Source organism: Kaistella yonginensis, from assembly GCF_030409525.1.
Lineage (GTDB): Bacteria > Bacteroidota > Bacteroidia > Flavobacteriales > Weeksellaceae > Kaistella > Kaistella yonginensis.
Map to the genome: position 1 here is coordinate 14,843 of NZ_JAUFQB010000010.1, position 12,293 is coordinate 27,135.

The 12,293-nt window shown below is 36.8% G+C and carries 12 protein-coding genes; 3 read left to right on the forward strand and 9 right to left on the reverse strand.

Annotated elements, in window-relative coordinates:
• Nucleotides 1-8 precede the first annotated feature (8 nt).
• From QWY78_RS03465 to QWY78_RS03505, 9 genes are all read right to left on the reverse strand, one after another.
• Complete coding sequence (locus QWY78_RS03465; protein WP_290216621.1) at nt 9-797, reverse strand: hypothetical protein; 789 nt, start codon at nt 795-797, stop codon at nt 9-11.
• Between the two features lie 80 nt (nt 798-877).
• On the reverse strand, nt 878-1,621 hold the full coding sequence (locus QWY78_RS03470) for a sulfite exporter TauE/SafE family protein (protein WP_290216623.1): 744 nt from the start codon (nt 1,619-1,621) through the stop codon (nt 878-880).
• A complete protein-coding gene (locus QWY78_RS03475; RefSeq protein ID WP_290216624.1) occupies nt 1,612-2,067 on the reverse strand; it encodes a FixH family protein in 456 nt (151 codons plus the stop codon). Before QWY78_RS03475 ends, QWY78_RS03470 begins: the two co-directional genes overlap by 10 nt.
• Before the next feature lie 8 nt (nt 2,068-2,075).
• Nucleotides 2,076-3,524 (reverse strand): cytochrome c oxidase accessory protein CcoG, encoded by a 1,449-nt coding sequence (gene ccoG, locus QWY78_RS03480; RefSeq protein WP_290216626.1) that lies wholly within the window; start codon nt 3,522-3,524, stop codon nt 2,076-2,078.
• A 90-nt stretch (nt 3,525-3,614) separates the two neighbouring features.
• Nucleotides 3,615-4,493 (reverse strand): c-type cytochrome, encoded by an 879-nt coding sequence (locus QWY78_RS03485; RefSeq protein WP_290216629.1) that lies wholly within the window; start codon nt 4,491-4,493, stop codon nt 3,615-3,617.
• Between the two features lie 19 nt (nt 4,494-4,512).
• On the reverse strand, nt 4,513-4,704 hold the full coding sequence (locus QWY78_RS03490) for a CcoQ/FixQ family Cbb3-type cytochrome c oxidase assembly chaperone (RefSeq protein WP_290216631.1): 192 nt from the start codon (nt 4,702-4,704) through the stop codon (nt 4,513-4,515).
• A gap of 21 nt (nt 4,705-4,725) precedes the next feature.
• Nucleotides 4,726-7,005, reverse strand: coding sequence for a cytochrome-c oxidase, cbb3-type subunit I (gene ccoN, locus QWY78_RS03495; protein ID WP_290216634.1), 2,280 nt, complete (start codon nt 7,003-7,005; stop codon nt 4,726-4,728).
• 5 nt (nt 7,006-7,010) lie between these two features.
• A complete protein-coding gene (gene ccoS / locus QWY78_RS03500; RefSeq protein ID WP_290216636.1) occupies nt 7,011-7,232 on the reverse strand; it encodes a cbb3-type cytochrome oxidase assembly protein CcoS in 222 nt (73 codons plus the stop codon).
• A 117-nt stretch (nt 7,233-7,349) separates the two neighbouring features.
• Nucleotides 7,350-9,740 (reverse strand): heavy metal translocating P-type ATPase, encoded by a 2,391-nt coding sequence (locus tag QWY78_RS03505; RefSeq protein WP_290216638.1) that lies wholly within the window; start codon nt 9,738-9,740, stop codon nt 7,350-7,352.
• Nucleotides 9,741-9,831: 91 nt separating this feature from the next.
• On the opposite strand from QWY78_RS03505, the gene QWY78_RS03510 reads away from it, so the two are divergent.
• The 3 genes from QWY78_RS03510 to QWY78_RS03520 all read left to right on the forward strand — a co-directional run bounded on the left by QWY78_RS03510 (nt 9,832) and on the right by QWY78_RS03520 (nt 11,782).
• Nucleotides 9,832-10,545, forward strand: a complete 714-nt coding sequence (locus QWY78_RS03510; protein ID WP_290216640.1) for a Crp/Fnr family transcriptional regulator — start codon at nt 9,832-9,834, stop codon at nt 10,543-10,545.
• A 92-nt stretch (nt 10,546-10,637) separates the two neighbouring features.
• Nucleotides 10,638-11,453, forward strand: a complete 816-nt coding sequence (gene panB / locus QWY78_RS03515) for a 3-methyl-2-oxobutanoate hydroxymethyltransferase (RefSeq protein WP_290216642.1) — start codon at nt 10,638-10,640, stop codon at nt 11,451-11,453.
• Nucleotides 11,453-11,782, forward strand: a complete 330-nt coding sequence (locus tag QWY78_RS03520) for a hypothetical protein (protein ID WP_290216644.1) — start codon at nt 11,453-11,455, stop codon at nt 11,780-11,782. Before panB ends, QWY78_RS03520 begins: the two co-directional genes overlap by 1 nt.
• The last annotated feature ends 511 nt before the right edge of the window (nt 11,783-12,293 follow it).

Below are 12,293 nucleotides of genomic sequence, written 5' to 3' on the forward strand. Positions count from 1 at the left end.
GTTTTTGTTTACTCCGTGGTGATGATGATTTGGTTGTCTTTATCTTTTAAGGAATGATTTTCATCCAGAAGATCATTGCTGCGCAGATTGATTTGGATCGTTTTTTTGTCGATTTGCTTTACATAATCATGTTTTCCCACTATTGAATGTATGGGTTTCTGAAATTTAATGGTATTGGAAAAATTCACCGGAAACATTTTCATCATTCCCATAATTCCTTCAGCCATCTTTTTCCCATAGACCTCGATAGAATCACCTTTGGTCATTGGGTTCTTAAGCTCTTTCTTGTCTGCATGATCTTCAATCTTATTTAAAAATGAAGAAGCATTAAATTGATCTGTATTAATTGTTAAAGTTTTCCCATCCCACTTTCCTACACTTTGAAGCGGAAGGTTTTTCAGCTCCTTACTTTGAGATAGCAGAGAGGTGATTTCGTGTGGAAATAATTTATCATATTTTAAAGAAAGACCATAAATCTCACCTTTGTCTTTGTTAATTTTCATAAACATTTTGTGCAGTACTTTTACAGAATCTTTGTTGAGGTTGACCAATCCATCTTTTTGAATTTCGTATAAACTTTTCCAGTCGGTGCTTAGTTTTGAGAGATCTTGGGCGGGAGAATTATCAGTGCCGTTTCCCATCATATTCATCATGGATAGCATTCCTTTGTCCATCAAAATATTAGATTTCATACTGCTGGCAGAATCTTTAAAGTAGGTGGTTTCAGTATTTACAGAACATGATTGTAACGTGATGAATGCAATTCCTGAAATCCAAAGTCCAATTTTTTTGATCATTTTATTTTTTTTTAGGGAGAAGTCATTGATATTCAAAATGGATACCAAATAAAATTTTGAACAATTTTGAAATGGAAGTATTAATGGCAGCTTTCGTGGTTCCCTTCTTGATGATCTGGTGAATCGTTATGAATTACCTTCATGGCTTCTTGTTTAGGGGAAAGGTACGGGATTCCAACTTCGAGTCCACGAAGAATAAAAAGACCTCCCAGAATAATCATCATTATAGGTACAAACTTTAGGATTTCAATCCGAAAAGCAGTGGTCATCATGTTACCTAGTAACACAACCATAAACATAAATGGGAGCGTTCCCAATCCAAATAAGGCCATAAATAAGGCACTTTGCCAAATACCACCAGAAGCTAAACTTGCAGTTAAAGCCATATAGACCATGCCGCAAGGTAATAACCCGTTGAGAAGTCCGGTGGCGAAACGGGATCTATAATCTGCCTTTTGAAGCAGTTTTGACAACTTGAATTTAACCTTTAATAAAGATGAAGTTAGAAAAGGAATTTTGGAAGCAAAATCATTCCCTCCAAAGGAGAATACGGCCATCAGAATGAGTAGAATACCAACTCCGATGGTTAAGTATTGTTGAAAGCCTGCCATTTGAAAACCTTGGCCAATAATTCCTAAAATCGCACCTAAAATCGAGTAGGTGACAATACGTCCAAATTGGTAGGTAAGGTTCTGGAGGTAGAAATTAGTTGCTTGTTTCTTGGTTAATCCCAGCGATAATGCGATTGGTCCACACATTCCGATGCAATGAAAGCCAGATGCAAATCCTAAACCCAAAGCCGAAATGATGAGGGCTATTTCCATAAAACATCGTAATCTACTTGGTAAGGTTTTTTATTGTGCGACCATTTTATTTTTAAGGTGTAGGGTCCTTTAAAAATCACTTGTCTAGGAATAATAATTTCATTTTTCTGGTCTAAATGTACTTCTTTTTTAACATCTAAGTTGGCATCATCAGTCCGGAAAAGCTCAAATTTTAAATTTTTGCTTTCAGGAGTAATTTCAGCGGGGAAAGTGATTTTCATTCCTTCGGCAATTTCTTGATATTTTGGGATTTCTGCGAGTTTTTCTGCATTTCTTTTAGCGTCAATCACATCTTGGTAAACCAATTCATCTCGGTAGTAATCATCTGAAACGAGTTCAGAGTTTTGCTGGCCATAGGTGAATCCGAAAACCATAAATAATATAAATGCGATAAATGAGCCCAAGGCTAGAATAACACCGTGCCCCCACGAAAAATTTTTGAACATAATTTTAATTAAAATTGAATTTTAAATGGCCCTTCAAAACTGGTGTCAAAAGAATCTAACAATTCTCCGCTTTGATTATAAACGCCAATTTTCACTTTTTGTTTTGAGAGTTTAATTTCTTTTTCAGGAAAACTTAAATTAACCGTTCCTTTTGTAATCTGATCTCTTTTCAGAAGAATTTTTTCATCACCACTTAAGGTAATTTTACCATGTTCTGGTTCGATTACTTTGATGGTCACCAATTGATCTTTTGTAGATTTGTTTAAGAAGGTATAATTATAAATGTTGGTAATGTTACCATCTCTTAAGAAGTACGTTGAGCCGGCGGGTTTAATGAATTTGGCTTCCATTGCACCTCTGTTGCTCAAAAGGAATCCCAGGAACCCAATCATCAACAGTAAAACGGCGGTGTAGGCTTTCATTCTGTTGGTGAATTTGAACGGAACTTCTTTTTCAATCTCATCTTCAGTTGCATAACGAATGAGTCCTTTTGGTAAACCAACCTTTACCATGACCTCGTCGCAAGCATCGATACAAGCCGTACAGTTGACGCATTCTAATTGCTGTCCATCACGAATATCGATTCCTGTAGGACAAACCACTACGCATTGGTTACAGTCGATACAGTCGCCTTTGTCTTCGGCGGCGCGGTCTTCACCTTTTCTCCATTTCGCGCGGTTTTCTCCTCTTTTGAAATCATAATAAACATTGATGGTCTGTTTGTCTATAAGTACGCCTTGTAATCTTCCGTACGGGCAAACCAAGGTGCAGACCTGCTCTCTAAACCAAGCAAACGTGAAATAAAAGGCTGCCGTAAATATAATCATGACCATGAAATTAGAGATGTTCTCTAAGGGGCCTTGTTGCATGATATTAAAAACTTCTTTGTATCCGACGATGTACATATACATCCAATGCGTAATTACAAGGGAAATAAGCAGGAATATAAGATATTTTAAAGAACGTTTCCAGATTTTTTCGGTATTCCACTTTTGGCGGTCAAGCTTCATTTGCTTATTACGGTCACCTTCAATCAGATAATCGATTTTACGGAAAATCATTTCTAAGAAAATGGTTTGCGGGCAAATCCAACCGCAGAATATTCGTCCGAAAACAACGGTAAAAAGGATAACGAATATTATCGAAGTAATTGCTCCCAAAGCCAAGATGAAGAAATCCTGTAAAAAGAAAGGTTGACCGAAAATAAAAAATTGCCGGTCCAGAATATTAATAAGTAAAAATGGGTTGCCATTGATTTTAATAAAGGGAATCGCAAAGAAAAGAGCAAGGAGAATAGTGGCCACAAGGGTTCTGTAATTGGTGTATTTTCCTTGGGGCTTTTTTGGAAAAACCCATTTGCGTTTTCCAGATTGTTCCATGGTTCCAACTGAATCTCTGAAAGTCTCGGCTTCGATAACCTGCCCTTGTCCGCCTTTAAAAATTTTATCTTCTGACATTATTATATAATTAAAAAAAACATAATCCGTTATCTCTTTGATGTTAAAGATAACGAATTATGTTTTCATAGTAAAGTTTGTTTTTATTTCTTATTTCTCCCAATTCGCAGGTGTGCCTTGTGGCGCAGCACCTCCTTTAGCTGGGGTAATAGGTTCTTGTTCCTGATTGATATGGTAGATATAAGAGGCTACTTTTTCTATATCGAAACCGCTAAGCACTCCATTCTTGCCAAACCCTTGCATGGTAGGATTGTTCTTACTTCCATTTTCAACCATAGAAAATACATTTTTAAACAAGGTTTTTTCATCTTGATTAATCCACGTATTATCAGTTAAATTTGGACCTATTCCTCCTTTACCGCCTTCGCTGTGGCAAGATACACAGTTGGTTTTAAAGATTTCTTGTCCTTCTTCAATATTGTCTGGAGAATAAACTGCGTTTTCTATGGTTGGTGGCGGTGTGTTTTTTAGGTATTCTGCGATACTTGCAGTCTGTGCTTTGTACTCTTGATCATACTCAACAAACTGGTCTGCAAAATCGGTAGTCCAGTAGGATACCATATAAACGATGCAATAGGCAACACCAAACCAGAAAAGACCTAACCACCAACCTGGTAATTTATTATCTAACTCCATAATCCCATCAAAACCATGATCGATGATAATGTCTTTCTCCTCCGTACTCGATTGCTTTTTGAAGGCACTAGCATAGAGTGCTTTGAAGTAAGGCACTTTTTTAGCTTCTAGGTATTCAGCTTTTTCAGCGTCGGTTAATTTTTTGAATTGATCGTTTTCAATTAAATCTCCAATGGCATGGTGGATCATCGCCAAGATTACACTGATCACTACCGTACCCCAAAAATAAGGAGACGCCAAGAATGATGCTTCTTGTACAAACATATAGTAAACGACTAATAAAATCGTAAGTATTGAAGCGATGCTTACATATACGGGGCTTCTTTGTTTCATAATAGTTTAATTTTTTAAATTAAAGATTTTGATCTTCAATATCATCATCTAAAGGTGCATTTGCTGCCTCGTCGTAGTGCTTTTTTGGTCGAGAAAAGACATAGAAAATGATTCCTAAAAAAAAGATAATAAATAATATCAGGGCTAAGGTCTGCATTAAACCAACATTTTCGCCGTTAGATATGATGTCTTTTACACTTTGAGGTATCATTTTAGCTCCTTTTAAGATGAATTATTTTGTACTCGCTGTTTGAATTTCAGTTGTTTTGATATCGGTTCCAAGTCGCTGTAGGTAAGCAATCAATGCGATGATTTCCTTTTTCTCTAGAGGAACGAAGTTCGCACCATCAGCTTCTTTTTTAGCTGCATAAGCGCTTTTTACGTCAGCTGCTTCTGCGAAGATATCTTTTACAATAGCGGCGGCTTGATTGTCGGCCCAAACGTCAGCAGAATCAACCTGTGCTTGGGTGTAAGGAACATCAAAGGTATTCTTCATCAGTTCAACTTTAGCTACCATTTGGCTTCGGTCTAAATCTCTGGCGATTAACCATGGGTAACGTGGCATGATAGATCCTGCCGAAGTCACACGTGGATTCAACATGTGTTTGTAATGCCAAGAGCTTGGGTTTTTACCACCTTGTCGATGTAAATCTGGTCCTGTTCTTTTGGAACCCCAAAGGAATGGTCGATCATAAATAAACTCACCAGCTTTAGAATACTGTCCATTTTTCCCGTTAAAACGAACCACTTCATCACGGAATGGTCGAATCATTTGCGTATGACAAGAGTTACAACCTTCGCGGATATATAAATCTCTACCTTCTAGTTCTAATGGCGTATATGGTTTTACTGCGGCAATGGTAGGTACATTCTCTTTAATTAATAATGTTGGTACGATCTCTGCAAAACCTCCAATAGCTACCGCAACAAATGAAAGTACGGTAAGAACAGTAGGCATACGCTCGATCCAAAGGTGAAGACCTTCTCCTTCTTTTCTTTGATTTGAAATTTTAGCCAAAGCAGGAGCTTCCGCAGGTACATTCTTTTGGAACGAACCTCTTCTTACGGTTGCAATAACGTTTACACACATTAAAGTTGCTCCCGTAATATACAATAGACCACCTACGAATCTCATTTCGTAATAAGGAATAATTGCTGTTACCGTATCTAACCAGTTTTTGTATAATAAAGTTCCATCTGGATTAAATTGTTTCCACATTAATCCTTGGGTAAATCCAGCGATGTATAATGGAACCGCATAGAAAATAATTCCCAAAGTTCCTAACCAGAAGTGCCAGTTGGCTAATTTAACAGACCATAATTTTGTTCTCCACATAATCGGAATTAGATAGTAAATCATCCCAAAAGTGATGAAACCATTCCAGCCCAATGCGCCAATATGAACGTGTCCAATTACCCAGTCCGTGTAATGTCCAATTTTATTTAAAGTTTTCGTTGCTAAGATTGGTCCTTCAAAAGTTGCCATCCCATAGCAGGTAATTGCAACTACAAAGAACTTAAGTATCGGGTTTTCCCGCACTTTATCCCAAGCTCCACGAAGGGTTAATAATCCGTTGAGCATTCCTCCCCAAGATGGAGCGATCAACATAATAGAGAATCCTGTTCCTAAAGCCTGTGCCCAACCGGGAATCGCAGTGTACTGCAAGTGGTGAGGTCCTGCCCAAATATACACGAAGATCAAAGACCAAAAGTGAATAATCGATAATTTATAAGAAAAGATTGGCCGATCTGCTGCTTTCGGCAAGAAGTAATACATTAATCCCAATACTGGTGTGGTTAATACGAATGCTACCGCATTGTGACCGTACCACCATTGTACCAAGGCATCTTTAACACCAGCATAAGCCGAGTAAGATTTCCAGCCGGTAAATGATAAAGGAACTTCTAAATTATTGAAGATATGAAGCATCGCAATAGCAACCCATGTTCCTAAGTAGAACCAGATCGCCACATAAAGGTGACGAACTCTCCTTTTCAGGATGGTTACAAACATGTTGATTCCAAAAATTACCCAAATGACTGTTATCAAAATGTCAATTGGCCACTCGTGCTCTGCGTATTCTTTTGAGGTGTTAATCCCCATAGTGAAAGTGATAACAACCGCTACAATCATTAATTGCCAGCCCCAGAAGTGAATCCAAGAAAGGGTGTCGCTATACATTCTTGTTTTAAGGAGGCGCTGCAATGAGTAATAAGCTCCTGCGAAGAAACCATTACAAACGAATGCAAAGATTACCGCACTGGTGTGCAACATTCTTATACGACCAAAGCCAAGCGTACCGTGGCTATTGATTAGACCTTGTAGATTTCCACTTTGCAAACTCACAATTGTTGCATCATCTGTTCCGAAAATATATTCCGGAAGTTCTGGGTAGAAAAGCATTGCTGCGGCCGTAAGTCCTACCAAAAACCCAACCATCCCGAAAACGATGGTTGCATAGAGGAATGCCCGCACAATGTTGTTGTCATAACTAAACTTCTGTGTTTCCATATTTACTAATCACTTTTTTCTTCTGTTCTTTTTTTTAATATCTCTGTTGATTCGGGTTCTTTTGAAACTTTTGAATCTTCCTTTATGATTTCTGAGTCCAGCAGTATTCTAACTGCGGGTGATTCATCATCTTCAAACTGTCCATTTCTTGCGTTTATTATAAAAATGATCAAGAAAATTACCGCTAAAGAGACGCTGCAAAGTATCATTAAATATAATATATCCATATCATTTGCAAATTTAGTTTTTAACCGGTTCAAATTTAGTTAAAATTTATGATATTCATCATAAATTGTTAAATATCGTTAATTTAAAATATTTCTAAATAACTGGCTGTAGTTCCTTTACTTATTGATTTTAAAATATTTAGCCGATCGAATCCAGGTCGCAAGTGAGGTGAATATAACCACACTAATAGAGCTAATCGGCATTAAAATCGCTGCGACCAATGGTGATAAATGTCCTGTAACAGCGAATGAAAGCCCAATTACATTGTAAAATAAGCTTATTCCAAAAGTAAACTTCACGATTTTTATAGCATCTTTGGAAAGGTCAAAATATTTTTTCAACTCATTGATATGATCGCCCGCCATGATGACATCAGAAGAGGGTGTGAATGAGTGCGTGTCGTCTGCAACGGCAATTCCGACGTTGCTCTGTTTTAAGGCGCCTGCATCATTTAAACCGTCACCAAGCATGGCTACTTTTTTGTGATTATCCTGTAATAATTTTATAAAATTAAGCTTGTCTTCTGGGCTTTGGCTGAACTTCATTTTATCTACATTCGGAATCAATGCTTTTAATGAGCTTTCTTCTGAAGAGTTATCTCCACTTAGTATATGTAGGTTATAATCACTAAGTTCCGAAAACATTTTTGCCATAAGCTCGCGGTACTCATTGGTGAAAATATATTTGCCCAAATATTCATCATCTTTTGAAATATAAACAGCGGTTTCAAGATTACGAGAGGTTTGCCCCACAAATGCGGCGGAACCAATTTTATATGTTTTACCGCGAACGTTTCCTACATAGCCTTTGCCAGGCGTTTCTAGAAAATGCTGGATGGGAAAATATTCTTCCTGGATTTCCAGGAAATGGTATAAACTTTTGGATAAGGGATGATTGGAGTTTTTTAGTAAACTCTTTAGATTTTTTAAATCAAATTCAGAACTTTCTTCACCTTCGAAAACGATATTTGCTTTTTTATTGTGCGTAATGGTCCCCGTTTTATCAAAAACCAGGGTGTCTATTCTTGCTAATTTCTCGATGGTTAAAGTATCTTTTACATAGAACTTATTTCGGCCCATAATCCGCATAATGTGTCCTAAAGTAAATGGTGCAGAAAGAGCCAAGGCACAAGGGCAAGCTACAATTAAAATTGCTGCAACCACCTGAAACATTTTTTCGAAATCATGTTGACCCCAATAAATTCCTGCAATTAAGGTAATTCCCAGAATGATTATCGTAAAATATTTACTGATATCATTGGTCATGGTATCTAAGCCAGTTTCGAATTTTTTGAAAGCCTCCTTATTCCACAATTGGGTGAGGTAACTTTGGTTTACATTCTTAATCACCTCTAGTTCCAACACAGAACCAATTTGTTTTCCACCTGCAAATATTTTATCGCCTGGTTTTTTAGGGATTGAGGCGCTTTCGCCGGTGATAAAGCTGTTGTCAATATTTCCTTCTCCTTGAATTAGGATGGCATCTACTGGAATAATCTCCTGATTGCGAACCATAATTCGGTCACCGATATTGAGCTCATTCAACAGAATATTTTGTTGTTTTCCCTCGAAATCAACCTTCGTGACTGCAATTGGATAAAAGGATTTGTAATCCCTGTCATAAGATAAAGCGTTGTACGTTCTTTTCTGAAAGAGTTTCCCCAAAAGCATAAAAAACAAGAGACCACATAAGGTGTCAAAATAGCCAGGCCCATAATCGGTTACCACTTCATAAATACTACGACCGTACAACATTAAAATTCCTAATACAATCGGAACATCAATATTGATGATTTTATTTTTCAAGCCGTACCATGCGGAGGTAAAGTAATCGGAAGCCGAATAAAAAACGACGGGTGTTGCCAATAGAAACATAATGAACCGAAACATATTTTTATAAGTTTCCATCCAAAAATCGGTTGTGCCCATCAATTGCTCGGCATATTCGGGATAAGAAAAAAACATTCCATTGCCAAAAGCGAATCCGGCAATTGCTAATTTTATAATTAAGGTTTTATCATACAGTTCTTCCTTTTTTTCGCCAGTTTCTAGATTAATTACTGGTTTGTAGCCTAAATTCATCAAAAATTTAGCGAGTTCACTCAGTCGTAATTCATGATGATTAAATGAAATCTGCACATTTTTCCTCGTAAAATTAACCTGTGAGTAATTGATGTTTTTATTTAAAGTTTGTAAGCTTTCTAATAGCCAAATACAGGAAGAGCAATGAATTACCGGGATTTTGAATGTTACTAAAGTAGTGTTTCCTTCGGAGAAATCGGTCACCTTGGTGAAAATATCTGGCGTATCTAAATAATCAAACTGTGAGGTGTTATCTTCATTGGGTCTTATTCCAGAATTCTTGTTTAATTCATAGAAATTACCCAAATCATTCATGTTTAAAATCTCATACACCGACTTGCATCCGTTACAACAAAAGGATTTTTGATCAAAGGTAATACGCTCTTTATCTATGGTTTGCCCACAGTGGAAACAGTTTTCTGACAATTTATTTAAAGTTAAACGCACAAAATTATGATAAATATATTTGTGTTAGGGTTTTAATTATCCTATTTTTGCTGATAAATGTCATGCAATTATGTCGTTAGAGAAACAAACCCTCATCGAAGAGAATTTACAGAAAGTTTTTAATGATGCATCTTTTAAAGAAATGCTATCGCCCGAAGATTTTGAAAAATACATCTCGGCCAAACAAATTTTAAAATTTAACAAAGGCGGAGTAATTTTCGAAGATGGTGAGGTCCCCAATGGAGTCTATTTTTTGAACCGAGGGACCGCTAAATTATCCAAACAAGGCGTTTATGGTAAAGATCAAATTCTTCGATTTATTAAAGAAGGAGATTTAATTGGTTATCGTTCTTTGCTCTGCGGCGAAGACTTTCAGGCTAAAGCTGAAGCGATGACCGAAGTGGAAGCCACTTTTCTGCCTTCCGATTTATTCCTCCAACTTTTAGAAGTGGCTCCTAAGTTTTCATTCGTAATGTTACAGAAGATTGCTTTTGAATTGGGTGAATCATCAAATACCGTAACATTTTTAGCACAAAAAACCGTTCGCGAAAGGCTGGCGGAAATTCTGCTATTATTAGAGCAAAAATTGGGCACCGATCCAGAAGGTTTTATCAAGATTTCTTTAACACGAGAAGAAATTGCGAACATCATCGGAACTGCCACAGAAAGTGCAATACGACTAATATCTGAGTTTAAGCAGGATAAACTCATCGAAGTTGAAGGTCGAAATATCAAAATCCTCAACCACGAAAAATTGATCAGACTAGGTCATGTGATTATGTAATACAAAATGATGATCGATTGTTGATCATTGTGTTTTTTTCTCTTGACTTTAACTTAGATCGCAGTCTTATACAACCAACACCTTACTTTATTATGTCTGTACATTCAGAAATAAAAAAAATCACCACTGAAACTTTGCGAAAAATGAAATTCGACAAAGAGAAAATTACCATGCTTACGGCATACGATTTTACCACGGCAAAAATGGTGGATGCCGGTGGGATTGATGCAATCCTCATTGGTGATTCAGCAGCAAATGTTATGGCAGGACATGAGACTACGCTTCCTATTACTTTGGATCAAATGATTTATCATACGCAATGTGTGGTTCGTGGTGTAGATCGTGCTTTGATCGTGGCAGATTTACCGTTTGGCTCGTACCAAAGTAATTCTGAAAAAGCCTTGGAATCTGCGGTGAGAATGATGAAAGAAGGTGGCGCACATTCCATCAAAATTGAAGGAGGAAAAGAAATTGAAAAGTCGATTACGAAAATCATCAATGCGGGGATTCCGGTGATGGGGCATTTGGGCTTAACACCACAGTCGATTTATCAATTCGGGACCTATAAAGTGAGAGCAAAAGAAGAGGAGGAGGCCGAGAAATTAATGAATGATGCCAAATTGCTAGAACAACTAGGTTGCTTTGCATTGGTTTTAGAAAAGATTCCAGCTGATTTGGCAAAAAGAGTTTCGGATAGTATTTCTATTCCAACTATTGGGATCGGAGCAGGCGCAGGTTGTGATGGGCAAGTATTGGTGTATCACGATATGGTCGGAATGAACCAAGGTTTTTCTCCCAAATTTTTAAGAAGATATTTAGATTTATACACCGAGATAACTGGAGCAGTTTCTAGTTTTGTAAAAGATGTAAAAACCGGGGATTTCCCCAATGAAAACGAAAGTTATTAATGAAAACAAATACAACAACTATTCAAGGGATTTTATCCATCGGTGCCTTAGTGTGCATCTTGATAGGATTTTTTAATCTACTATCCCCAGAAATTAATGAATTTCTATACCAACGATTATTTTATATTTTGATTGGTGCAAGTTTCTTTGTTCAAGCGCCAACCTTGACCAATAAGAATTTTATTTATCCCATGTATGCCGCAGCAGGCCTTTGCATTATCGGTGCATTTATGAAACCCGATTCCCAATTGGAAGTTATCAAAACGATAGGGCTTTTCGCTGGGGTATTGCTGTCGATTTTCAGCAGACCGAGAGTCGTAAGAAAATAAAAAGCTTCTACAGCTCTTACCATATTTTATAAATAAAAACCATTTTTTTGAATTTGGTTTTTTTTCATTTTAAGGATGACCGTAATGAATCATTTATATCCCACCAAAAGCTATTTGAGTCCAAAATAAAAATCATTAATGTATAACCACCTGGTTGGACGCGTGTATATGCGGATTTAAAAGATAATGGAATAACCATGATTACAAATGCTTTTAGAAATTATAATAATGATGAATTGATTGTGCAAGTGATCAGGACCTATAAAGAAATAAAATATGAAAGCGACCTTTCTGCGGATGAACGCTATTTTCTAAATGATGCGGTGAGTTATAAGAAATATAGTTTAATATTATTTCGGGTACATTACTGCAGTTGTTTCACGCCTTTTCATAGTACAAAATCTTTGACACCAATAATAATTTCCTGTTTTCATCATATTTTCAAAGGTGCTCTATTTTCATGAATTTTCAATTCCACCAAAAAATTTAGTAAAATGGTTTCCAAGAAGCA

Excerpts from the sequence above, each read along its gene's own strand:
- QWY78_RS03465 (WP_290216621.1), bottom strand. The coding sequence starts at position 797 with ATGATCAAAAAAATTGGACTTTGGATTTCAGGAATTGCATTCATCACG.
- QWY78_RS03510 (WP_290216640.1), top strand. The coding sequence starts at position 9,832 with ATGTCGTTAGAGAAACAAACCCTCATCGAAGAGAATTTACAGAAAGTT.
- ccoS (WP_290216636.1), bottom strand. The coding sequence starts at position 7,232 with ATGGATATATTATATTTAATGATACTTTGCAGCGTCTCTTTAGCGGTA.
- ccoN (WP_290216634.1), bottom strand. The coding sequence starts at position 7,005 with ATGGAAACACAGAAGTTTAGTTATGACAACAACATTGTGCGGGCATTC.
- QWY78_RS03475 (WP_290216624.1), bottom strand. The coding sequence starts at position 2,067 with ATGTTCAAAAATTTTTCGTGGGGGCACGGTGTTATTCTAGCCTTGGGC.
- panB (WP_290216642.1), top strand. The coding sequence starts at position 10,638 with ATGTCTGTACATTCAGAAATAAAAAAAATCACCACTGAAACTTTGCGA.
- QWY78_RS03470 (WP_290216623.1), bottom strand. The coding sequence starts at position 1,621 with ATGGAAATAGCCCTCATCATTTCGGCTTTGGGTTTAGGATTTGCATCT.
- QWY78_RS03485 (WP_290216629.1), bottom strand. The coding sequence starts at position 4,493 with ATGAAACAAAGAAGCCCCGTATATGTAAGCATCGCTTCAATACTTACG.
- ccoG (WP_290216626.1), bottom strand. The coding sequence starts at position 3,524 with ATGTCAGAAGATAAAATTTTTAAAGGCGGACAAGGGCAGGTTATCGAA.
- QWY78_RS03520 (WP_290216644.1), top strand. The coding sequence starts at position 11,453 with ATGAAAACAAATACAACAACTATTCAAGGGATTTTATCCATCGGTGCC.
- QWY78_RS03490 (WP_290216631.1), bottom strand. The coding sequence starts at position 4,704 with ATGATACCTCAAAGTGTAAAAGACATCATATCTAACGGCGAAAATGTT.